We start from the raw sequence: 24,796 nt of genomic DNA on the forward strand, positions 1-24,796 counted from the left end.
ACATTAATACATAAAATATGACTAATAGGTCATATTTTATGTATTATATGGCATAGGTGAAAGATCCGCAATGTGGGAAGATATTCCATTTAACTGCGGAGCTTTTGGATGCAGCCAGCACTAAAAATTATTGGACTTAACATCAAGTTAGCAAGAACAAAAAGTGGCTTTAGCCAAGCAGAGTTAGCTGACAAATTGAACGTTGAGCAAAGTTATATAAGTCGCGTGGAATCTGGTTCAGTAGCTGCATCCTGTGAACGCATATATGAAATTATTCACTTATTAGGTTGCAAAGCTTCTGACATCTTTCCTGAATCAAAAGAAGTGGAAACACAATTTAATCGTACAGAACAATAATCTTCTCCAAGCAACAGGGAATGACGTATTAAGGATCTTGAAATGACAATTACCCAGATTAACCAAGACGAAATTAATAAAGCGGTATGGGCTGCTTGCGATACCTTTAGAGGTACAGTTGACCCTTCAATCTACAAAGATTTCATCTTGACCATGCTGTTCTTAAAGTACATCTCTGACGTTTATCAGGATGAGTACGACAAGCTAGTAGAACAGTACGGTGAACAGCCTGACTTAATTCATGCAATGATGGCAAAACAACGTTTTGTATTACCGAAAGGTGCAAGCTTTTGGGATTTGTACGAAGAGCGTCACAAAGCTGGCAACGGACAACGTATTGACCAAGCATTACACGCCATAGAGGAAGCAAATGGTGGCAAGTTAAAAAATGTCTTCCAAGACATCAGCTTTAATACAGACAAGCTAGGCCAAGAAAAACAAAAGAACGATATCCTTCGCCATCTTTTAGAAGACTTTGGAAAAGCAGTATTAGACCTTCGCCCAAGCCGTGTAGGTTCACTTGATATTATCGGCAATGCTTACGAATACCTAATCAAACACTTTGCTGCGGGTAGCGGTAAGTCGGCTGGCGAATTCTATACACCTCCAGAAGTCTCGGATCTGTTGGCGGCAATACTTGATCCGCAAGAAGGTGATCAAATTTGTGATCCCGCTTGTGGTTCAGGATCGCTTTTAATGAAGTGTGGACGAATGATCAGGAACAACTTCAATGGATCGAAAAAGTACGCACTTTTTGGGCAAGAGGCGATAGGTTCTACTTGGGCACTTGCCAAGATGAATATGTTCCTTCATGGTGAAGATAACCACCGTATTGAATGGGGCGATACCATTCGTCATCCAATGCTACTCGATAAAGAAGGTACGGGGTTATTGCATTTCGATGTTGTAACTGCAAACCCGCCATTTTCACTCGACAAATGGGGTTTTGAAGGTGCTGCTAATGACGAGTTTGGCCGCTTCCGCCGTGGTGTCCCACCTAAAACCAAAGGTGACTATGCGTTCATCAGCCATATGATAGAAACGCTTAAACCAGAATCTGGGCGCATGGGGGTGGTAGTTCCTCATGGTGTACTTTTTAGAGCATCAAGTGAAGGGAAAATCCGTACACAACTTATTGAAGAAAACCTACTCGATGCAGTGATTGGCTTACCAGAAAAACTATTCTTTGGCACAGGTATTCCAGCGGCAATCCTAATCTTCAAAAAGCATAAAACCGATAATAATGTGTTGTTTATTGATGCCAGCCGAGAGTTTAAGTCTGGTAAAAACCAAAACCAGTTAACTAAAGATAATATCCAAAAGATTATCGACACCTACAAAACCCGTGAAACAGTTGATAAATACGCTTACTTAGCAACACTAGATGAGATTAAAGAAAACGACTTTAACCTTAATATTCCACGTTATGTAGATACGTTTGAAGAAGAAGCTGAGATTGATTTAGTCGCTGTTCGGGCTGAGCGTGTGCAACTGAAAAATAGGCTGCAAAACCTTGAAGCAGAAATGGAAAGCTACTTAAAGGAGTTGGGTTATGGTGCCTAATGGATGGACATTAAATAACTTCAATTCTGTAGCAGAATTAATTCATGGTTTTCAATTTAGAGAACATCACTTTTCTGAATCTGGTGTGCCGATAGTAAAAATTGCGAGCATTTCACATCTTCGTGGAGTTAGTCTTGAAAAATGTTCCTATATTTCAGAAGAACTAGCTAGTGAATTTTCCAAATACCAAATAGAAGCTGGCGATGTCTTAATGGCGTTGACTGGTGGTACACTAGGTAAAACCTGTAAGGTTCAAGAAGACATTGAGTTATGTTTACAAAACTACCGAGTAGGTAATTTTAAACCTAAACCTAATTTTTTGGATAAAGATTTTCTTTATTATTTTCTTATTTCTTTCACTGTTCAAAAGAGAATAGAAAATATAGTCAATGAGGCTGCTCAACCAAATGTTGGTAAGGCTGATTTTGATAAAATTAAAGTATTAACTCCACCACTACCAGAACAACGCAAAATCGCTAAAATCCTATCAACTTGGGACAAAGCGATTAGTAATATCGAGCGTCTGATCGGCAACAGTAAACTGCAAAAAAAAGCACTAATGCAACAACTGCTCAATGGTAAAAAACGTTTACTTGACGAATCAGGTAAAGAATTTAAAGGTGATTGGATCGAAACCAAGTTAGGAGATGTGTTAAAAATTGGCGGAGGGAAGGACTATAAGCACTTATCAGAAGGTAATGTACCAGTTTACGGCTCTGGGGGGCATATGCTGTATGTTTCCGATTACTTATATGACGGAGAAAGTGTTTGCATAGGCCGAAAAGGTACAATTGATCAGCCAATGTTCTTAAGTGGTAAATTTTGGACAGTTGACACTTTGTTCTATACGCACAGCTTTAAGAACACAATTCCTAAATTTATCTACCAGTATTTTCTGACCATACATTGGAGAAGATATAGTGAGGCTAGCGGCGTTCCTAGTTTGTCTAAATCAATCATCGAAAAGATTAAAATAAAGTTACCGCCATTAATTGAGCAACAAAAAATAGCTCAAGTGCTAACGAATGCGGATAAAGAAATCGAATTATTAGAACAACAACTAGCAGATTTAAAACAAGAGAAAAAAGCGTTAATGCAGCAGTTAATAACGGGCAAGCGCAGAGTAAAAGTTTAGTATCAAGGAGTATTTATGGAACAGAATAACAATAACAGGGAAGTTACTCCTTGGGAAATCACGCTTAAAGTCTTTGAAGATAAAGAGCCTCGACATTTTGTTCAGGATGGCACAAAACTTTTCCTTGAAGGTTCAGGTGAAGATGAAGGTGTTTGTAGCACTCAATTTAGGCAGGATGTAGAGCCGTGGTTGACGGCATTATTTCAAAACGAGCATCTTAATCTACTCGCTGGTAGCGGTTTAACCTGCGCAACAGCTTATCTTGCTTCACAACAAACTGGGGCCAATATGGAGGAAGCAGACTTTCCTACATATCCGCACAAAGACACTTTATTAAAAGCTGTTGACACCTCTGCCAAAAATGCTGGCCGTGATAAAGCCAATATAGAAGATCAGATTCGAACAGCAAACAAGCTATTAGAAGGTTTAGAAATTCTAGAGCACGATGGAAATGAATACGGCTATAATGGCTTAAAATCTGATATAACCAGCATATTATCCAATCTCATCAATAGTGTTCTAGCAACTGAGACGTTAATTGATTCTGCACCAACCCCCTTAAAATCACCTGAAGATGCAGCAAGATACCTAATGTCATTTCTGCTTAGTTTCGCAAGCAGAACAGCAAGCAGAGATAGGCTACATATTTTTACAACAAACTATGATCGGGTGATCGAATGGGCTGCTGATATGGCTGGTATTCGATTAATGGATCGCTTTGTTGGCACTCTTAGTCCCATTTTTAGATCTTCTAGATTAGAACTTGATATGCATTATAACCCTCCAGGAATACGTGGAGAGCCTAGATATCTTGAAGGGTTAGCAAGATACTCGAAGCTGCATGGCTCACTAGATTGGCATTATCAAAATAGACATGTAAGAAAGGTAGCTATTCCGTTCGGTGCTCAGTCATTTGAGCCATATATCAGTGACGCTGCTGGTTGCTTGATCTTCCCTAATTCAGCCAAAGACCGTGAGACATCAGAATTCCCTTATGTAGAACTATTTAGGGACTTTGCTGCGGCGACTTGTAGACCAAATACTGTGCTAGTTTGTTACGGTTATGGCTTTGGAGATGAACATATTAATCGAGTAATCGAAGATATGCTTACCATTCCTTCAACACATTTGGTCATTATATCAATGGATAATGCAGGAAGTCGCATATCAAACTTTTATGAAAGAGTTGGCCGAGCAGATCAAATATCACTGATGATAGGTGCTCCATTTGCAGATATTGTAAGTTTAGTTGACAACTTCCTACCAAAGCCTGCGATTGATTTAACAACTCAAAAAGTACAAGAAATCATAACTTCCAGAGGCTGGGAAAAGCCTGTGCCTGACAATCATTTGCAAGGTGAGTAACCATGATCTCTCCTATGGAAAACTTGGCAAGATTACAAATAGGCACCGTTGACTTTGTAGCCCCTGATGAAATCAAAGTATTACTTGATCTTGATGCTCCTCAGTCTGTAGCAATGAATGCAGGACGGCCAAGACCATTCCCACGTATAAACGGTTTCGTTTTGTTACCAACTGAAAATGGATTTATTGTAGGTCAGGTGACTTGGTTAGCGGTTGAACACTCCTCTTTTCCTAAACGAAAAGGGATGCAAGATTTCGGGCTTATAGATTTACCCTTTCCGCTAAGGAAAATGAGTATTAGCTTGCTTGGAACACTCGTCAATGAGAGCACACGAGAGGAGGCTAAGTACAAGTTTAAAAGAGGTGTTCACACATTCCCTAGTTTAGGTGACCCTGTTGTTATTCCTGATGCAAAACAATTGCGAGCAATTGTCGAGTCTGGCACTGATGGTAGAGTTTTAATCGGCCACTGTCCATTAGCGGACAATGCCGAAGTTAGAGTAAATCCAGATAGAATATTTGGCCGTCATTTAGCTGTACTTGGGAATACAGGTAGCGGGAAGTCATGCTCAGTAGCAGGATTAATACATTGGTCTTTAGATGAAGCAAAAAGGCTTACAGGAGATAAGAACCCTAACGCAAGGTTTATTGTACTAGATCCAAACGGTGAGTATTCAGAAGCCTTTAACAACCACAAAGCGCGTGTATTTAAAGTTGAACCTAATGAAGAAGCAGAAGAGTTACTTCTAAATGTGCCTGCGTGGTTGTGGAACAGTTCAGAATGGTCAGCGTTTACGCAAGCCAGTGGACGTGCTCAAAAACCGCTTTTAAGAAGAGCTTTAAGAGAAGTTAGAAGTGGCGTTGTAGAAGACGATTCTCATGACTTTAAGTTAAGAAGGCGATTATCTAGTGCATGTATTATGTTGCGAGCGGAAATTAGAGCGGGAAATAATTATCAAGGATGGAAATTTTCGCCAAAATTAGTCGCGTTATCTGAAGATATACAAGCTTGGATGGCTGAGCACGCTAATTATGCAAATGAGTTACACGCAAATCACCAATGTGTTGAACAGATTCTTGCTAATAGAAAAAGACCAAACAGCCAATATTATAATGATTTTAGCCAAACGGATATTGAAAGTATCATTGCATCAATTTGCACCACGCTTGCTTTATTAGGTGGAATGGTTTTTCAAAGTGGGCCGTCTGAAGACGCTCCCCTGCCATTTATTGGAACAGATTTTGTTGACCACATCGAGACTTTAGCAGAGCAAGAAACAAGCCCACAGTTTTTCGATTATTTGATAATGCGAATACGTATGATGCTTTCAGATAAACGAATGCTCTCTGTTGCAGGTAACGATAAAGTTTCGTCTTTAGACGGGTGGCTAACAGACTTTATTGGTGAAAATGATGCGAAAAATGGCTGTGTTTCTGTAATCGATTTATCTTTAGTACCGCAAGAAATAGTACATATTGTCACTGCGGTAATATCTCGGCTCACATTTGAAGCTTTGCAACGATACAGACGGAATCACAATGACTCCAAAGTATTACCGACATCGCTTGTTATGGAAGAAGCCCATAATTTCATTAAGCGCTATCGCGACGACTCTGAAGAGGCAACAGCATCTTCTATGTGTTGCCAAGTATTTGAAAAGATTGCGCGAGAAGGCCGTAAGTTTGGTCTAGGGCTTGTACTTTCTTCTCAAAGACCATCAGAGCTGTCTCCCACTGTTTTATCTCAATGCAACACGTTTTTACTACATAGAATAACCAACGATAAAGATCAGGAAATGGTTGCTCGATTATTACCTGATGGATTGCGAGGTTTAATTCGAGAAATCCCTGCATTACCTTCTCAACACGCATTTTTAGTTGGTTGGGCTGCCGAACTACCTATTCTCACTAAAATGAAGTCGTTACCAGATAATCTACGCCCAACATCTGATGACCCTGATTACTGGAACGTTTGGACGAGAACTAATGATGAAGGTGAACATGAAGATCGTTTTGTCGATTGGAAAGAGGTTTCTGATGAGTGGCAAGAAGTTGATTTAGGTGAAGATGATCATCAAGGAGCTGAAATAGATGCAGAATAAAACGGCCAACTTCAAAGAAGAGTTCAGCTCAAAAATACCTGCCATGATCTTGCTGACAAAACTAGGCTACGAGTTTATCTCGCCAAGTGAATGTGAACAGCTTCGTGGAAATAAGGTTGCATCTGAAGGGAAAACTACATCACAGGTTATGTTAATACCTGTTATGAGGGAGTTTTTATCAAAGCAAACATACATGTTCGCAGGAAAGCCTCAAAAACTGTCTGAGGCCGCGATTGATAAAATCATTCACCAGCTTAGCCCCGCAATGAATGAGGGGCTAAAAAGCGCCAATGAGAAGCTGTATGAAGCCTTGTTGTATGGCGTTGGCGTAACAGAGTTTATTGATGGCAAGAAAACCTCGCCCACAATTCAGCTTATTGATTGGCAGAACCTAGAGGGAAACTATTTCCATTTCACTGAAGAAATGACAGTTCAAAATGCTGAAGGTACTGGTAACAGAAGACCAGATATAGTTTGCTTTGTTAACGGCTTACCACTGGTAGTTATTGAAGCTAAGCGGCCTGATTCAAAACATGAAGGTAAATCTACCTGCTCTGAAGCGATATCTCAGCATATTCGCAATCAAGGTCAACAAGAAATTCCACACCTTTATGCTTATAGCCAGCTACTTCTCTCTATTAATGGTCATGAGGGACTTTACGGCACATGTGGAACAATAGATAAGTTCTGGGCTAAATGGAAAGAAGAAGAAATCATTGAAGCTGAGTTTGTACGGCTAAAAAATAACGAGCTTGAAAAAGGCAAGATAGACAAACTATTTGCTCACCGCAACCCTGCTGAGAAAGATGAGTACCTGACACTATTGGCTTCTGGAGAGCTGGCCGTTACCGATCAAGATAGGCTTGTCATTAGTTTATTAAGACCTGACAGGCTTTTAGAAATGGTTCGTCTATTTACTTTATTCGATAAGAAAGCGGGAAAAATTGTCGCTCGTTATCAACAAGTGTTCGGCATTAAAGCTCTGATAGAAAGGATCAGTAATTATGACGATACAGGAGCACGCGAAGGTGGCGTGATTTGGCATACTACAGGCAGTGGCAAGTCATTCACTATGGTGTTTTTGTCAAAAGCGCTGATTTGGTTGCAAAATTTAGCCAAATGTAGAGTGATTATTGTTACTGACCGTGTTGATCTGGAAGATCAGTTAAGTCGAACTTTTGCTTCTGGTGGAGCACTTACGGATCGAGATCAAAAAGACGCAATAGCAACGTCAGGCGAACGGTTGGCACAGCAGATAGGTAAAGGAAACGAGCGCGTTATTTTCTCAATCATCAACAAGTTTGGCTCAGCCATTAAGCATAAAGACTGCTATAACGACAGTCCCAACATTATCGTTCTAGTTGATGAAGGACACCGCAGTCAAAACGGTGAAAACAACGTGCGTATGCGACAAGCGCTACCAAAGGCTGCATTAGTCGCTTTTACTGGCACGCCGTTATTAAAAGACGACAAGACAGAGAATAAGTTTGGCAAAATTATTCACTCCTACACTATGCAGCAGGCAGTTGAAGACAAAACTGTCACGCGGTTGTTGTACGAGGAAAGAATTCCAGAACTGAACATTAATGACAAAGCTATTGATGCTTGGTTCGAGCGTATGACTAGTACCCTTACAGATAAACAACGAACTGATCTTAAAAAGAAGTTCGCTCAAAAGGGACAAATTTATCAAACCGAAGGCCGTATCGAATTGATCGCGCATGACATATCGGATCATTTTCAGAACTTTAAACAACAAGGATTAAAGGGACAGTTGGCTTGCGACTCTAAAGCCTCTGCAATTCGATATAAGAAGATTTTGGATGATATTGGCAAAGTAACTTCTGTTGTTGCAATGTCGCCGCCTGATACACGTGAAGGCCATGAGGCAGTCGATCAAGAAAGCAAAGATGTTGTTCAGAATTGGTGGAAAGCTAATGTCGGTAAAGAGGATGAAAAATCCTATACCAAGGCCATTATTGAAGACTACGGCAGAGAAGACGGCCCTGACTTAATGATAGTAGTTGATAAGCTCCTTACAGGCTTCGATGAGCCTAAAAATACCGTGTTATACATAGATAAACCGCTTAAAGAGCATAACTTGATTCAAGCGATTGCTCGTGTGAACCGCCTGCACAGTAAGAAGCAGTTTGGCTACTTAATTGATTATCGAGGTATTTTAAAAGAACTAGATACGACGATAGAGAAGTACCAAGATTTAGCAGAAAAAACCCAAGCTGGTTTTGATATTGAAGACATCAAAGGCTTATATAATCGCATGGACACTGAGTACAAGAAGTTACCAGGTTTACATGCTGATTTGTGGGCGATATTTTCAGAAGTAAAAAACAAACAAGATGGCCCAGCGTTAAGACAAGCATTAGCACCTAAAGTACAAGATGTTAGTGGCGAATTAGTTGATACCAATTTAAAACAACGTGATGACTTCTACGCTGCACTGACTGCATTCTCAAACTGTATGAAGGTAGCATTGCAGTCGGCAAGTTACTTTGATGATAAGTCATTTGATAGCAAACGCGATCTGTATAAACAAGATCTAAAAATGTTTGTAGGCTTACGTAAACAAGTACGTGAAGATGCTAATGAAACAATCGATTATGATCAGTACGCTGAAGACATAAAAAGCCTACTAGATAAGCACATTGCAGGTGTTGAAGTAAAAGAACCAGATGGCGCTTACCTTGTTGGCAACCTTGGCAAAAACGTGAAACCTGAGGATATGACAGATGACGAGGCCAGAAACCAAACGGATAAGATCACTGGTCGAATTACAAAGATGATCGAACAAGATCTCGCTGACGATCCATTTGCGCAAGAATACTTTTCTAAACTTCTTAAAAAAGCGATTGAAGATGCAAAGGCTATGTTCGATGCGCCTGTTAAACAGTACATTTTGTTTGCTGATTTTGAGCAAGAAGTCAAAGAGCGCAAAGTAGCGGATACCCCATCCGTATTTCATGATGACGAAGGTAAGCTTAATAAACATGCACAAGCATACTATGGCTTGTTTAAATTTTTGTTCGAAGATACATACCTTGTAGAGCAAGGCTTGGATAATGAAAAGCTCGTTCAAATGGCATTCAGTATTGATCAAGTTGTTACAACGGCAGTCGCTGAATTCTCCATTAACCCTGCTGAAATTGAAAACGCAATCAGTATGAAATTACTGCCAATGCTATTTGCTGACTTAGGTATTGATAAAGCGCAGCAGCTTATCGAAGAGGTGTTGAAAATTACACGCCTCGGTTTGGCTAGAGGTTAGCCAAATAGTGACAAGTAAATCAATCGCAGCGGAAATTAACACGACAACAGCAGAAAGAGGCTGTTTCATCTATGGTGCGGAAACAATCCACTATGACATCATTCGCAAGGCTGAAAATGCTAAATCGCAGCATAGCAGAACACAGGCTCGTAAAGTCGTTATAAAAGTTCATCCTGATCAAAGAGTCGTAGCAACAGTTCCGTTTGATGCATCCGATGAATCCATCAAGAATGCAATGATCAAACGTGCTAGATGGATCTGGGAAAGTATAACTGAATTTGCTTCTCAGAATGAATATGTGATGCCGAGACAATACATAAGTGGCGAAACTCAGTTCTATTTGGGCAGGCGTTACGTTTTAAAAGTAGTTTTCGATGTTGAGCAAGTGCCAAATGTTAAGCTTCATCGAGGTAAATTTACCGTTACTCTGAAAAAAGATTGTGATGATCGAGTGGTTAAAATTAAGGCACTTTTAGACCGTTGGTATGCACGAAAAGCAGAGGCTATTTTTCATGAAAGACTACTAGCTATGCTGCCTAAAGCTTCATGGGTAAAGGGCTTACCGCGCTTTCGAATAATGGCGATGACTAAGCAATGGGGAAGCTGCTCAATTAAGGGTAGCTTGATGCTCAACCCTCATCTTGTTAAAGCTCCAAAAGAATGTATTGATTACGTGATTCTGCACGAGCTTTGCCATATTGCTGAGCACAATCATAGCGACAAATTCTGGCGCTTATTAACGCAAGTAATGCCGCATTGGAAAGAGGTTAAGGCGAAGTTGGATGATATGGCGGAGTTGTATTTGAACGAATAGGAAAACCTGATAGTGCACTATGTAACTCATTAATAAAAAAGTTTATTTTTATATCTAAGCTAATTTCATCTAATTATCACAAACATTATTAGCCTCAAAATAGAATTACAAACACAAAAAGGATTTATGCATGAAATCGATGTTGCTTTTTTTCCTGTTGCTGCTGTCTGGTTGCCAACAAATAAAAGTTACTAACAATAACAAAACGGATGCTACGCACCCTCACTTTAAATCGAAAATTGATAAATCAATTTTGCCTAGTAACTATGAGATAAAAGGGTTTGCTGAGTGCCCAATGGATTTAGAAGGCTTACAAACTCTAATTGATGTCAAGAACGGAACTTTAATACCAAATTCCGTAGCTGGTAAAAAAGTTAATAATATTCCTTTATCTATATCTGAGATGAATGAATGGAGCGAGGTTTTCAACCAAATTGAAGGCTCTTTTCCTCCTGCTGTTTTCAATATTGATGACGACAGGGAGGTGTATTTCTTTATATTTGATGGAACATGGAACGACAAAGATAGCAAAAAACCAAGAACTATTCCCGCTAAATTGTTTGAACAGTTAATTCAATTGGAAAGCAAAGATGCTCGAATAAATGTTAAGTATTACCCTGGAGTCGGCACAAGAACATCTATCGCCGGAGAGCTTTGGGAGGGCTTTACGGGGAGCGGTGCAAAAGAAAGAGCTGATAAAGCTCTTCACGAACTTGAAATGCAAATAGAAAACATGAAAAAGAAGCCACATGTTTATACCATTGGCTTTAGCCGTGGGGCAGCGAGTGCTCGACATTTCTTAAATCTTGTCAACGATTTGTATTCTAAAGAGCAGTTATTTAATCAAACTGAAAATTCTTTGTATTCAAAGCCAAGACTCTATTCTATGCTTTTTGACACCGTGGCAACTGGACAGTCAACCGAATTAACGCTTAATATTCCCGCAAGTGTGACGTCAGTCATACATTTTGTTGCAGCTTCGGAGGAGCGAGTTTTTTTCCCTGTGACTCGAATAAACGCACCTACAGATAATGTAATAGTCGATGACAGGATTGTAGAAGTAAATTTGCCAGGCGTTCATAGTGACATTGGTGGTGGGTATGGCGACACTCTGGAGCAACTTTCTCATTTGTTGGCTAATTTGTGGTTAGAAAGACAAGGGATTTACCTCAAAAAAACAAACTATGATATTCAAGCTTATTTAAATAATGGGAAAAACGACTCTCGATGGCTTCGACTTGGCTCTCCCAAAAATAATATAAAGCGAAAAGAATCTGTAAAAGTCAGTAAAGAGCAAACTATTACCAATGAGTTGGATACAAAGTTTGATGTTATGGAAATGCTTGAACGGGCGGCTCTTAGTGCCAACAGTGCTAATCAAGCCCTTTTAAAACTTAAGCAAGATATTAAGTCAGGAAAGAAAAAAACATTTCAGGGATTAGTTATTAACCTAACTGCCATAGATAACTCTCTAAGGATTGAAACTAATTGTCCTGAAAACGTCTCAATAAATAAAGATAAAGGTTTGATCGAAGTATTAGGTCAACCATTTATTCAGTTGACCCCTATGTACCTAGAGCAACTGAGGTCAACTTATGGGTTAATCAATACCTATCCTCCTCTCAAGAAGGAGAATTATGTTCCGAACACTTAAAAATTAAAGTGCCGTTAGAACCGCTACTATATATTGAGCTTAAAAAACTCAGTGAAAAGTCCCGATACTGGTTTATTATCTATGTTTTTTAACGTGATAATAAATCAGTTTCAGCACTTTTTATGGATGCATAGGTTTAGTTTCATTTACTACCCCTGCCTGTCAAACTGGCTAATTTATTTTAATTTAACTTTTCGCCGCTAATCTTCGAAGGAATTGTCAGTGCCTCTTTAGTTTCTTTTGATAGCATATCGAAAGCTCTATTAACCTGTTTTTCTACATCGCTTTTTTCTTGTTGTATGAGCTGTTGTTTAAGTTTTGATATTTCCTTTTTTAGTGCTGCATTGGTGTAGCTTTTCTTTTCGCTTTTGTCTAATTTCCCCTTTTCGATGCTTTTGTTTTTGGCTTTTTCTAGGTCTTCATTAATATCTTTTAAGTGTTTAACAAAATCCTCTGAGTATGAGGAGGATTGTCCTAGTGTGGTATCATCAATACTTAGCTTATCAGCTATACACTTTATCGCTATTTTGTAAGTGTCTAACTTATTTTTATAATCTTTTTTTAAGAAATGCTTACTTATATACTGTAATCGTGATTCTTTCTCTTCTTCAGTTGCCATAAATGCTTTAAAAGTTATGTGATTTTCATCTTTTACCCAATCTGGTAATTTCTGCTTTTCTTTTAATAAATTTTCTTTGGCTTTTTTTCGGAAATGCTCCATGTTACCCCCGTGAATTTTCCAGTGCTTGTTGCATCACAGGTATGACCTCGTGATTCTCATCAATTTCTTTTATTCGCTTGAGTGCTGTAGTAACAAATGAAATTGACTCTTTAAGAAATGCTTTAGGTATTTTTTTGATCTCCTTTACCTTCAACAAATCAATGTGTTGGTATGAAATTAACACGATATAATCAATATGAGATTCATGAGTTATATTATTAATACAGTCGAGACAAAGACCTGGTTTTGCGTTTTCTGGCCTCGCTTGCAGGCCATCAAAACACTTTGATAAAACCATCGTGCCTTTTCGCAATATGCAAAACCCCCAGGCGTTGGCTTTGATGGATAAAAGAGATTCTTTAGCTAATTTGTCAATCAATGAGTCAAGTCCTTCTAGTGTCTTCACAGCGGTGTTCTTAATTACTTTATGCAGATACTTATGAAACTTACCAGAGAACCCAGCTCCTGATTTTCGTAGCCAATTTTTTGCTATAGAACTCATAACATTTATCTTAATTGCGTCATGCCTTCTTCGATTATCTTTATCTCGAATGTAAGCTAGCCACATGCTTTTTGATATATGTTTGAATTGGCTTCTAATCATCCATCCTGCGTCTCCGTCAAAACGCCTGTAAACGGCCTCCGCCCACATATGCCGAAAACCATGGGTAGCAGGGTATAAGCACCCTTCAATTATCTCGTTACTAATTTGAGTTATAGTAGATTTATTTCTGCATTGGGAATCGTTCATATCGCGAATTTTATCTTTCGTTGAGTTAGAAAGAGTTTTCGTCAATAAATTTATTATTTTGTGTGAAAGAGTGCTTAGCCCAGATATCAAATAGTCGCGATATGCAAGTAGCCATGATTTTTTGTACATTTCTCCTTCTATTGAGATCCTGAACATCACTCTCTCTAGTTCAAGCTCGGCTCGCCGCTTTGCCTCGACTAAGTTGGGATCATTAGAAATGTTTGCCCACAATTGTTGATTTTCCGCAGTTGATAGAATACGTAACCTATGTTTTTGTTCATCATTTAGATTGCCCATTTTTTGTTTCTGGATTAACTGCTTATATTCTTCCAGTTCGTCGAGTGCGATGAAATGAGGGTTGTTCGTAACATAATTAAGCCAATTAATTTGAGTTGCAGATAACATAGCCGAATGAGAAATAGATTTACCGTTGGGTGAACTAGTGCGTTGATCGGCACTGTAAATCGCAGGTTTTAGGTCTCTATTGTCGTTCAATGATGCAAGTTTATTAATTAACATGTAGGCTTGATGTGTTATTTCTCGATCAATTAGCTCATCACCATGTTGTTTGTAAACATACCAGTTCACAATCACTCTATATGGGACAGTATATTGATCCAACGGATCTTCATTAATGACTTTTCCGATTGATGAAAGCGGAAATCCGAACTCACTGCCACGCCAGCCACAAATAGCAATTAACTGTGTTGTACCAGCCGCCTTTATCTTACGAATAAAGCGCTCGGCTGAAGATTTTGAACCTGAGGCTTTTTCTATGCATAGAGATTTATAAAGCTTAGCTGTTGGCATTGATGGCACAATGGTTGAAAGCTTTACTCGTTCGACCACTTTACAAAAAGCTTCATACGAAGCATCAAATCGTGATTCTTCAAGTAGTTTTCGAACACTCTCCTCATCACGCTCTACGAGATGGTCGTATATTATTTTTTTAAGACGATCTAATTCTTCCTGATATTTTGCAAGATGGTCTTCTCGATGACTCTTAGGTTCAACACCGAGCGACTTAGCGATAAAATTTATGCTTGAAGTTGTGGAACAGTTATTTATTTCAAACTGATTCAAAATCGTCAGTTTATAATCTTCGATTATTGATTCTTTGAGTTGGTCAACCTTGGCTTTTGCATACTTTTTATAGGGGCGTTGAGTTACATCTTCGTTACTTAATATGCCAAGAAAAAGCTGGCGACTATTTTTATGTAACTCAAGGCCAACAGAATGTAAATGTTGCTCGATTCTTGAGTAAACATCACTTAACGCATGTGCGACTTCAAAATATTTTGAGAATATATCATGACAATACTCTACATAATATCTGCCGTAATCAAGCGTTAAGTTATTGAATGAGCCTCCTAATTTCCATTCTTTGTAGCTCACTTCCTCGCTAGAAATTAGTTCAAATGCATACTCTAACTGTTTCTCAATAATTTTATTTGAGATGTTTCTATAAAAAATTAAAGGGAAGTCATTTGCAGCAAGTAAAGAGTTAACTTCAACTAGCTTATTTAATGCAACTTTGGTCGTGCTGTAAGATTTAGGCGACAATCGTTCAATAAAACCATTCTCTACCACTATATTCATCAAATAGTATTCAAAAAAATACTTGAGATCACTTATGTCAAATTTAACGACGCCATTTTCTGCCATATAATTTATTAACAGTAAGATCAGATCACCATTAGCTTTTGTCGTGGTTAGTGAAGATTTTTTATCATCCAAGTCTAAAAATAGTATTTTTGCTAACTTTTCTTTTGGGAGATTATGTTTTGTAAAATAATCTGAGTCAGCGCGTTTGGTCGAAGGTAAAACTTCAAAGCTTAGCGTGTAAGTTTCATTTTTTTCTGAAAATATCCACTTTGACGCGTTGAGTTCATTTCTATGGCTCAAATTAATATATGAGTCCAACCTTTCCTTAAGGTAATTCTCTCTGTTATAAAAAATATTCATATTGAAATATTCCCTGCGCTCTCATTTAAAAACAACTTTGGCAATACATCTTTAATTTCATTAAACAGTTTATTTGCCGACTTAAGTGTTTTTGGTGAAAACTGACTTAAACAATGAAACATCCACTCGACATTTATAATTAGAGTGTTTTCTACAAACTCAGGGTTATTGTTAGATAAACGTACATAATTTAATTCTGCTTGTTCAATATAGTGAAGCATTGACACGGCATTATCAGTAGACTCAATAACTACAAAATCTTCACTGGATTCGGTACTTTCGACATGCATATTCAAATTGTTGACTCGTGCTTTTTGTGAAGATGTTGCTTGTGAAACCCTGGTTTTTAATACTTTTTCATATACTTCATTGTCGATAAATTGTCTGCATGGTGATAGTGCATGATTTTCAATGTCATCTAAAACAAGTCGAGTTATCCGACCAACTTGGTTAACCCAATCTTTATTCTGATCAGTCATATAAGATAGCTTTTCTGTGAGTGATGTATGTGAATTATCATTTACTAGATCACCCTCTCTATATCGGTCTGAGCGAGAGTATACTGATGTATTTTTGATGTGTGTTCCGCTGAAAAGTTTTTCAGGGAGGGTATTGGAACAATTCAACAAATACTGTTCATAATCAGTATTTTTTTTACTTTTAGACTTCCATTCTTCAAACGTTATTCCCTTTGATCGGATCAGGGTATTTAGCACGTCTAAAAAAAGAGAATCTCCGACATTTTTAACGGCGACTTCTTTTTTGAACCAATCTGCATTCCAAAGCTTTATAAGAAAGTAACCAACAGAAAACGGATGCGACTTACGAGACTTTTGGTATGGGTTACTAAAAGAGAACGCTGCGGTTACTTTGTCAGTAAACAGTCTTTTTTGATTATCAGGGAGCAAATCTAAATATGATTCTATTGCCTGGACTACCAAATCTCCGCCAAGTAAAAGTGGCGACTCGTATTTTATCTTTGCTCGACCTTTAAAATATTTGACTTGAAAAAACCGAGTTAGACCAGCGTTACTCTTGTTAAAAATTAAATCTTTTTTTTTCATTTTCGCTGCATCGGTGGGCTGTATAGCTAATCCACATAAAAGCCAATAGCACAGTGTCTGTTCCACAATTGAGGGGGCTTCACCGCATAAGACACTTGGTCTACGGTATGGATAGTCAGTATTTTTTCCTTTTAGTGCATTGGTAAGTTCGCAAGCTCCATTTTTGTTAACGGCATCGTGAATTTCATTTTCAAATAATGGTTTTATACACTCTGTCCAAACTACCTGATGGACAGGCTGCATAGCACTTTGATGTGTCTCTTTAAGTAGTTCAGAGATTAGGTGTTGCTGCTCCCTTGATGACGTAGCTTTTGCAGAGCTTCTTTCATAATAGAGCCGATGTTTATCGTTACCATTGAGTTCTTTCCTTGCTTTACAGAGAGTTAGAAGACTCTGAGCAATTACGATATGAAAAGAACTGTGCAGCGCTTTGGGACTTGCTAATTTATAGTATGTTTTCCCTAATTTTTTCTGTAGCCATTGGTGACTCGTAAACCACAGTCCTAGATGTTTAGAGTCATTGGGTAGATCTCTAGCTAGCTTGGTATTGTCTAAAACCCTCTTTATTTGCAATCTATCTTTTGCGTTCAGGTAGGCATTGGCCCGTACCTTCGTCAAAGTTGTTTGTATTACTCTAGCGATTGAACTCTGAGGTTTCTTTTTGTTTTGCTCAATTTCAAATTTGTCGAAATTATTTAGTATTTCCAGAGATTGTGAAGAGGTATGTAATTGCGCCCAATCTAGAAATTTAACAATACTATTCAGGTATTTACTTTGGTTTTCAGACTTTAATTTCTTAAACCAAACTGTTTTTGTCATTTGAAGAAAAGCGTTAAAGTAAACCGTCAAGCTTTGAGGGAGAAATTTAGACGAGTAAACCTTATCATTATTATGAATGATGTAGTCTGGAGTCTCGGATACGCCTTCTTTATCTACTTTTTTATCATCGAAGGCGTAAGTTTTGTGTTTTACTATTCTCATTTTAAAGCCTCGATTACTTTCATCTTTACGAGCAATCTTATGTATATTTTTGTGGCTTTGGGGACTACCTCATTTTTTTCTTCATAAGTGTGACCTAACCTTTGGGCTACGACAATCAATGCTGCGCTTTCGGAACGTGTCTCTTGCCCTGAAGAATCAAGGAGTTCATCATAGAAAAGCTCAGTTGCGAACGAGTGGCGCAGATCATGATATCTTAGATTTTCATCTATGCTTGGAATTCTGTCTCTGTACTTGGAAAATACCGAGGAAGCCAAGCCAGCTGAGATCTCCGTTCCAAAATTTCGGTTGCTATAGTTAAGGAAAAAACCATCATAATCCTGACCTGTTTTCTTCACTACGGATGTACGTTCAGTTAAATAATATTTTTTCATTTCCTCTAAAAGTTCACGTTTGAAATAAATGTACCGAGGTTTGGCGCATTTACAGTATTTACCTGATAGCCAATACTTAAATTCTTGCACATGTGAGAATTCAGGAGAATCAAGCTTATCAAATAGATCGGTTATGGAATCCTCTCCTTTCTTCTTTGTGATTAAGCGAAGTCCTTGATTCTCTGAAGCCCTTAAGCCGACTTCTGCTCCCATCTTTAAAATCAATCGATCTCTTAAGTTGTCGCATTCATTTATGAGTTCGAATCTGTCTGATTTTGAGATGTATTTAATTGTCGCTTTTTTTTCATCGTTATCTCTTGCAGTTTGCAGAGCGTCATCAGTTACATATAGCTCAACTGGGCTTCGCATTCCTAGATATGCTAAAAAATTAAAAAAAGCTGAGAGTCCAGTTTTATGTAGTTCTATAGCCTCTGGTGATAAGTGTTGAGGTAAGTAAGTATTAAGGTAGTCAATTAACATCGATTCGGTAATTGTGTTTATTTGATGAACATTCACGCCTAAGGTTGAGTGATTCGAGTTAACGTACTTCAATAATTTGAACAGGTTATCTATGTAAATCCCTGCGGTGCTAGTAGCTACAGGAGTTTTGCGTAGCTCAATTATGGTCTTATTTTCTTCTTCTAATTCGCGCCGTTTATGAACGAGTAAGTTTTTACTGAGGTAATAAGAAAACAACAATGGCAGCAGAATGATGCGATCTTCATCGTCTAGAAAGACTTTTAGCCCCTCGACTGTCGAATTTGCATATTGATAGTTATCTAATATTACGCCCTTCATGTTCTTACTTACCTTTGAAATATTAAATGTGGTATATTTTCTTGCACTCACTTTTTAGGTGTCATTAGATAATAGACCATAAGATCACTACGGTTGGAAGTGGTGGAAAAAACAAACCCCAGATACAGAACAAGTTATTTTAGAGTTAGTTGATATTTTCCATTTTGGTTTATCTTTACGTATTGATGGTGAAACCAGCTATGAGCAGTTAGCTGCGCAACTTGAAGCTGAGTTAAGTGCACCAGTTCAAGCCGATGATTTTAAACAAACACTCGAATTATTAGCCGCATCAGCTGTTGCTGAAAAGAGTTTTAATGCCGCTGCATTTGCAGGTTGTATGGCGCAAATCGGTATGGATATCGATGATTTATACCGTGGCTACGTTGGTAAAAATACCTTGAACTTCTTCCGCCAAGATCATGGCTACAAAGATGGTAGTTATATCAAAGTGTGGAATGGCCAAGAAGATAACGAGCACTTAGTTGAAGTGGTAAAAAGCCTCGATACAGAGCATGCAGATTTTGCAAAACTTGTATACCAAGGCTTAGAGCAGCGTTACCCGAAGTAATTATTTAACGGGGATAAACTCGCGAAAATCGATGGTCGATAAAAAGCCATCAAATTGCTTATGCGGTTGCTTACTATCAGGGTTGGCAACCGCAAGTATATGGCCAATACCAAACTCTTTTGCTGCATCAAGCACGGCAGGGCTGTCATCCACAAATAAAGTCCGTTCCTTATCGAACTGCCATTCTTGATGTACTTGTTGCCATAATGGTTGATGCTCTTTACTCACGCCATATTGGTGAGTTGAGATCACCCCATCTAAATAATTATCGATAGCAGTATGTTCAAACTTTAACATGGCACAATCTGGGTGCGCGTTAGTAAGCATGATCAATTGCTTGCCTGCTTTTCTAAGCTCAGTTAAGAAAGGCGGAACATCTTCACGAATTCTGATTAAATGTTGAATGTCGCGTTTTAACGTCATAATGGGCAAATCAAGTTGTTGTTGCCAATAATCTAAGCAGTACCAATTAATTTGTCCGTGAACTTGTTGATAACGATGCAAAATGTCAGCTTTTGCTTCGTCTAAGCTGATTTTATGTTTACGCGCATATTGCTCGGGAATAACGGTTAGCCAAAAGTAATTATCGTAATGCAAATCGAGTAGGGTGCCATCCATATCTAACAACACAGTATCGATTTTTGACCAATTTAACATAGGCAATTCACTTTAAAAGATTTATGATGAGCATAACCGCCATGATAGCAAATTAATGCCAATGACACAGAAAAAGCATCCTACACCACCGCAAATTTTGTCTAATGAAGTTGTCGCTAAAAGTCGACTATTTACTGTTGAATCTCTCGAATTAAAGTTCTCAAATGATGAGCAAAGGCAATACGAAAGAATTCGAGGCGGTGGCAGAGGGGCAGTTATGATTGTGCCAGTAACGGCCGATAACGAACTGTTATTAGTGCGAGAATATTGTGCAGGCACCAATGATTATCAGTTGGGCTTTCCAAAGGGCCTGATTGACCCAGGCGAAACACCACAGCAAGCTGCAGACCGTGAGCTTAAAGAAGAAGTTGGTTTTGGTGCTAAGCATTTCGCTGAACTTAAAAAAGTCAGCATGGCGCCGAGTTACTTTAATGCCACTATGCATATTTTATATGCTGAAGATCTCTACCCTGAAACCTTACCTGGTGATGAGCCTGAACCGCTTGTCGTTGTAAAATGGCCAATAAGTGATTGGCAATCATTATTGCAACAAGAAGACTTTACTGAAGCACGAAGTGTCGCAGCTTTGCTATTATTAACAAAGTACTTAGAGTCGGGAGCGGGCAATGAATGATTTTTTAGAACCGTGTATTCGGTTAGCTGAGCAAGCAGGCGATGCCATTATGGCCATTTATCAGCAGGATGATATTGGTGCTGAGCAAAAGTCAGATCATACTCCGGTCACCAAGGCTGACTTAGCATCGAACGATGTATTAATGGCTGGTTTGAAAGTCATAGCCCCTGATATTCCAATTATGTCAGAAGAAACACCCATCCCTGCGCTGGCAGACAGAAAAGATTGGCAGCGTTATTGGTTGCTTGATCCTATGGATGGTACTGGGGAGTTTATTCTCGAAAGCGGTGATTTTGCAGTAAATATCGCGTTAGTTGAAAATAACCGCCCAGTGCTAGGTGTTATTCATTGGCCAGCGAAACAAGTGACTTATTTTGCAAGCTATCAAAATGGTGCGTTTAAACGTGAAAATGGCCAAGATCAGCAAATTTCGGTAGCAACACCCGATAATTTAACCTTAGCAGTAAGCCGCAGACAAAAAATTGAAGCGGTCAGCCAGTATTTAAATACTCAGTTTGCGACGGTGGCATTAGGCTCATGCTCATTAAAGGCTTGTATCATCGCAGAGGGTAAAGCTGATTGTTTTTTACGTATCGGGCCAACGGGTGAGTGGGATACTGGGGCGTCACAAGTGATTGTAGAAGAAGCTGGTGGCTGTATTACCGATGCCGAATTCAACCCGTTAACTTACAATCAACGAGAAAGCACAGAAAACCCTGACTTTATTGTGATGGGTCACCCTGATTGGGAGTGGCAAAAAATGATTAGTCCTCATCAGCGAGCTTTTTAGCTTTGTTTTGTGTGCTTTTTGTTCGTTTGAGTTAAATTTGTCACTATAACCCTTGATTTCTAATCTTATTGCTATATGATAGCGCTCTCTCTGGAACAGGGCAGCAATAACATGCTTATGTTACTCAGAGATTACAGGCGCGGGATGGAGCAGAATGATAAATCATTCGTCGGACTCGCTAATACCTGAAGTCGAAAGTCGTCGGTTTAAATCCGGCTTCTGGGACTCTAAACATACAGGCGCGGGATGGAGCAGCCTGGTAGCTCGTCGGGCTCATAACCCGAAGGTCGTCGGTTCAAATCCGGCTCCCGCAACCAATTCTCTGAATTGGAAGCCAAGTTGTCATGTAAAGCAACTTTAAATAAATCTACAATTTCAGGCGCGGGATGGAGCAGCCTGGTAGCTCGTCGGGCTCATAACCCGAAGGTCGTCGGTTCAAATCCGGCTCCCGCAACCAATTTTTATAAAGATTGGTGTAATGTTGGAACTATAAAGGTCGTCGGTTCACTCTTCACCTTCACAGCTCCCGCAACCAATTCTCTGAATTGGCTGACTTCTTAAATTAAGTAAGAAGTAAAATAAACTTAATAATTTCAGGCGCGGGATGGAGCAGCCTGGTAGCTCGTCGGGCTCATAACCCGAAGGTCGTCGGTTCAAATCCGGCTCCCGCAACCAACTGAAATTACATAATAGGCACGCGAAAGCGTGTTTTTTTATGCCTGAAATATAGGTTCAGAGCCCGAAGGTCGTCGGTTCGCCCTCAAAATTCACAGCTCCCACAACCAACTGAAATTACATAATAGGCACGCGAAAGCGTGTATTTTATGTCTGAAAAAGCTGAAAGTTTTAAGTTGTCAGATCACAATCAGTTTGAAGCCGAATCGTGTTGTCTGTAGACCTTTGCTAAGGCCTACTTTAGCGCCGAAAAACAATTCACGGCTAAAGCCGTTCTCACGTTTTGATGTAGGCGTGAAATTTATTTCGCGCGTTATCTTTTGAATATTGCGCGATATAAAATCGCCTACAATGCTCGCTCACGGCTAAACTAACTCACTTCTAACATGCTTTAAGTAGGCTTGTAGACTTTCTTGCCATAGGACTAAAGCTTCGGTTAATGACTCTTTTAAAGGTTTATTGTCGAGCAGTTTACGTTCAATTTTTTTCAGTTCTAAACCGTAACGGTTAAAGCCTAGCTGCAAAGCGGTGCTGGCTTGGCGATGCAGCAGCTTGATGCACTGTTCTTTATCGTCTTCGGCTAGTTGTTGGCAACGGATTAGTTTGTTTCTAGCTGACAGTACAAACTCGTTATAAATTGATGATACTTCATCTTCACTGAATGAACTGACAAGTGTGGCAGCGGCTGTTTCATCATAGAGTGTATCTCGCAGCTCAACAGCAATGCTTGCAGCTTGATTACTTTGTGAATCACTGAGTGCTTGGCGTAGTTTTTGTTGTTTAATTGGTTTGCCAACAATGTCTTTGATACCAAGTGCTAAGTATTCTTTTATTTCATCAGGGCTAAGGCTCGCGGTAAACGCTAACACCGGAGTTCGCTGGTTTAAATGGTCGATATTCTTTAGCTTTTTCAGTACTTCTTGGCCTGTTAAATCAGGCAAGTTCATATCGAGTAATACCACATCAAAGTGATGTTTCTGCATTAGTTCAATGGCACTCGTACCATCTTTTGCAAGCTTAATTTTATGCTCATCATCAGCCATAAATTCAATGGCAATTTTTTGGTTTAAGTCGAGATCTTCAACTAATAAAACATCAAGGCCAGTGACATAATCTTTTGATTGGTGACGCTGTTCAACAAGGCTAAGCTCACCAATTGCAAGCGGAATATCAAAGCTGAAAGTACTGCCTTTATTAAGCTCACTCTCAATATTGAGCTTGCTGCCTAACTTTTCGAGCAAACGGCTGGTGATTGCTAAGCCAAGGCCTGTACCACCTTTTTCTTTACCTGCGCTGCTTTGAACATAAGGTTCTGTTAGGTATGCTATTTCTTCATCTTCAATACCAGGCCCTGAATCTATGACGCTGATACGAACAAGGTGATCTAATTGCCCTTCATTTAGCAATTTTACTTGGATTTTTACGCCACCATGGTCGGTAAATTTAATCGCATTACCTACTAAGTTAATAATAACCTGTCTGAGTTTTTGTTGGTCGCAGTAATAGCATGCTTGATCGGGCAAGTTGTATATAAGTTCAAACTTTAAGTGTTTTTGTTCTGCTAAAGGACTGAGCAAAAGGCACAGGTTATTGAGCCAGGTTTTAAACTCGACGTCTTCTTCGTAGAGCGCTTCATCACGCTGATCTAAGCTTGCGTAGTCGAGTACTTTATCTACCAGTAAGTTTAGTGACTCAGCTGAGTTGATGATCGCTTCACAATAAGGTTTGTCACGTGGATCACTCGACTGGTTCATGATTAGCTGCGCACTACCTAAAATGCCATTTAATGGCGTACGTATTTCATGGCTAATAGTTGATAGGAATAAACCACGAATTTCTAAGTCTTTATGAGCTTTTTCAGCTAACTGATTGAGGTTTTGTTCGCGGCGTTCATTACATAATAGTGCCATACCAGTTGCATAAAACATCGGTGCAATAACACCATTGATGAATAAAGTGATACTAAACCAATTTGCAGAGAGTAGATTAGCAGTTGTGATATCACCCATCATTAAGGTGCGACCTGTAAATACTGCCAGAATAATGCTGAGAATTAAAATATAGACAATACTGCCATTAGGGTAACTTTTACGGCCATTTCGTATAAATAATGCCAGTAAAAACAATGCTTCGACGATATGTTGAAGATCAGATACTAAAATTCGACTACGAAGCTCGTCGCTGTCGGTAGCAAGGTAAATCATGCTGATTGCTAAAGCTATGGTGATCGCAACAAAGGTTTTAAAGCCAACGCATTTGGCATTTAAAAACTGGCAAATCGCGAGTACATGAATAATGGATGCACTAAACAGGAGGGTATTTGCAATGGCAACACTGGCAATATTATTGATATGACCATGCAGTGCAAAACTCATTACCGATGCAAACATTACTAGAGGGTAGAAAATATAGAGTAAGGTGCCCGGAGTTTTATTATTGGTTCGCCATGTAAGGTAGTTAAGAAGAGTCATCACTGCCATCATGGCAGCACTGGCGTAATATAAAGTGGCTGAGTCGAGCATTGTAT

General features: G+C 39.1%; 16 protein-coding genes, 3 tRNA genes and 1 pseudogene. 14 read left to right on the forward strand and 6 right to left on the reverse strand.

Translation table 11 applies throughout. From position 1 onward, the window contains the following. Positions 1–108: 108 nt before the first annotated feature. The 8 genes from KQP93_RS00750 to KQP93_RS00785 all read left to right on the forward strand — a co-directional run bounded on the left by KQP93_RS00750 (position 109) and on the right by KQP93_RS00785 (position 12,273). Positions 109–357, forward strand: coding sequence for a helix-turn-helix domain-containing protein (locus KQP93_RS00750; protein ID WP_217875486.1), 249 nt, complete (start codon positions 109–111; stop codon positions 355–357). Positions 358–399: 42 nt separating this feature from the next. Further along, entirely contained in the window at positions 400–1,920 is a 1,521-nt protein-coding gene (locus KQP93_RS00755) for a type I restriction-modification system subunit M (RefSeq protein ID WP_217875487.1), read from the forward strand. Then, a complete protein-coding gene (locus KQP93_RS00760; RefSeq protein ID WP_217875488.1) occupies positions 1,910–3,055 on the forward strand; it encodes a restriction endonuclease subunit S in 1,146 nt (381 codons plus the stop codon). The genes KQP93_RS00755 and KQP93_RS00760 overlap by 11 nt, the downstream gene beginning before the upstream one ends. Positions 3,056–3,070: 15 nt before the next feature. Further along, positions 3,071–4,420 carry an SIR2 family protein gene (locus tag KQP93_RS00765; protein ID WP_217875489.1) on the forward strand — a complete coding sequence of 450 codons (1,350 nt, stop codon included), beginning with the start codon at positions 3,071–3,073 and terminating at the stop codon, positions 4,418–4,420. A 2-nt stretch (positions 4,421–4,422) separates the two neighbouring features. Further along, positions 4,423–6,522, forward strand: coding sequence for an ATP-binding protein (locus KQP93_RS00770; RefSeq protein ID WP_217875490.1), 2,100 nt, complete (start codon positions 4,423–4,425; stop codon positions 6,520–6,522). Further along, positions 6,512–9,805, forward strand: a complete 3,294-nt coding sequence (locus tag KQP93_RS00775) for a type I restriction endonuclease subunit R (RefSeq protein ID WP_217875491.1) — start codon at positions 6,512–6,514, stop codon at positions 9,803–9,805. The genes KQP93_RS00770 and KQP93_RS00775 overlap by 11 nt, the downstream gene beginning before the upstream one ends. A 7-nt stretch (positions 9,806–9,812) precedes the next feature. Then, positions 9,813–10,619, forward strand: coding sequence for a M48 family metallopeptidase (locus KQP93_RS00780; protein ID WP_217875492.1), 807 nt, complete (start codon positions 9,813–9,815; stop codon positions 10,617–10,619). Between the two features lie 130 nt (positions 10,620–10,749). Continuing rightward, entirely contained in the window at positions 10,750–12,273 is a 1,524-nt protein-coding gene (locus tag KQP93_RS00785) for a T6SS phospholipase effector Tle1-like catalytic domain-containing protein (RefSeq protein WP_217875493.1), read from the forward strand. A gap of 181 nt (positions 12,274–12,454) precedes the next feature. Here the strand turns inward: KQP93_RS00785 and KQP93_RS00790 are convergent, their stop codons facing one another. Genes KQP93_RS00790 through KQP93_RS00805 form a run of 4 tightly spaced genes read right to left on the reverse strand, consistent with a single transcriptional unit; the run spans position 12,455 to position 18,945 of the window. Then, positions 12,455–12,994, reverse strand: a complete 540-nt coding sequence (locus KQP93_RS00790; protein WP_217875494.1) for a hypothetical protein — start codon at positions 12,992–12,994, stop codon at positions 12,455–12,457. Position 12,995: 1 nt separating this feature from the next. Beyond that, on the reverse strand, positions 12,996–15,710 hold the full coding sequence (locus KQP93_RS00795) for a hypothetical protein (RefSeq protein ID WP_217875495.1): 2,715 nt from the start codon (positions 15,708–15,710) through the stop codon (positions 12,996–12,998). Further along, positions 15,707–17,755: a hypothetical protein gene (locus tag KQP93_RS00800; protein WP_217875496.1), complete on the reverse strand. Its 2,049-nt coding sequence runs from the start codon at positions 17,753–17,755 to the stop codon at positions 15,707–15,709. The genes KQP93_RS00795 and KQP93_RS00800 overlap by 4 nt, the downstream gene beginning before the upstream one ends. Then, on the reverse strand, positions 17,752–18,945 hold the full coding sequence (locus KQP93_RS00805; RefSeq protein ID WP_217875497.1) for a tyrosine-type recombinase/integrase: 1,194 nt from the start codon (positions 18,943–18,945) through the stop codon (positions 17,752–17,754). The genes KQP93_RS00800 and KQP93_RS00805 overlap by 4 nt, the downstream gene beginning before the upstream one ends. 82 nt (positions 18,946–19,027) lie before the next feature. Here KQP93_RS00805 and KQP93_RS00810 point away from each other — a divergent pair. Continuing rightward, positions 19,028–19,513: pseudogene (locus tag KQP93_RS00810) on the forward strand (dUTP diphosphatase); the annotation flags it as partial. Here KQP93_RS00810 and yrfG read toward each other — a convergent pair. Beyond that, complete coding sequence (yrfG, locus tag KQP93_RS00815) at positions 19,514–20,170, reverse strand: GMP/IMP nucleotidase (protein WP_217875498.1); 657 nt, start codon at positions 20,168–20,170, stop codon at positions 19,514–19,516. 61 nt (positions 20,171–20,231) lie between these two features. On the opposite strand from yrfG, the gene nudE reads away from it, so the two are divergent. The 5 genes from nudE to KQP93_RS00840 all read left to right on the forward strand — a co-directional run bounded on the left by nudE (position 20,232) and on the right by KQP93_RS00840 (position 22,269). Beyond that, positions 20,232–20,804: an ADP compounds hydrolase NudE gene (nudE, locus tag KQP93_RS00820; RefSeq protein ID WP_171040476.1), complete on the forward strand. Its 573-nt coding sequence runs from the start codon at positions 20,232–20,234 to the stop codon at positions 20,802–20,804. Beyond that, positions 20,797–21,594 carry a 3'(2'),5'-bisphosphate nucleotidase CysQ gene (gene cysQ, locus KQP93_RS00825; protein WP_217875499.1) on the forward strand — a complete coding sequence of 266 codons (798 nt, stop codon included), beginning with the start codon at positions 20,797–20,799 and terminating at the stop codon, positions 21,592–21,594. Before nudE ends, cysQ begins: the two co-directional genes overlap by 8 nt. 240 nt (positions 21,595–21,834) lie before the next feature. Beyond that, positions 21,835–21,911, forward strand: a tRNA-Met gene (locus tag KQP93_RS00830). Positions 21,912–21,974: 63 nt separating this feature from the next. Beyond that, positions 21,975–22,051, forward strand: a tRNA-Met gene (locus KQP93_RS00835). 141 nt (positions 22,052–22,192) lie between these two features. Then, positions 22,193–22,269: transfer RNA gene (locus KQP93_RS00840), tRNA-Met, on the forward strand. A 365-nt stretch (positions 22,270–22,634) separates the two neighbouring features. Here the strand turns inward: KQP93_RS00840 and KQP93_RS00845 are convergent. Next, complete coding sequence (locus KQP93_RS00845) at positions 22,635–24,791, reverse strand: ATP-binding protein (protein ID WP_217875500.1); 2,157 nt, start codon at positions 24,789–24,791, stop codon at positions 22,635–22,637. Positions 24,792–24,796: the final 5 nt, after the last annotated feature.

Source organism: Pseudoalteromonas shioyasakiensis, from assembly GCF_019134595.1.
GTDB lineage: Bacteria > Pseudomonadota > Gammaproteobacteria > Enterobacterales > Alteromonadaceae > Pseudoalteromonas > Pseudoalteromonas shioyasakiensis_A.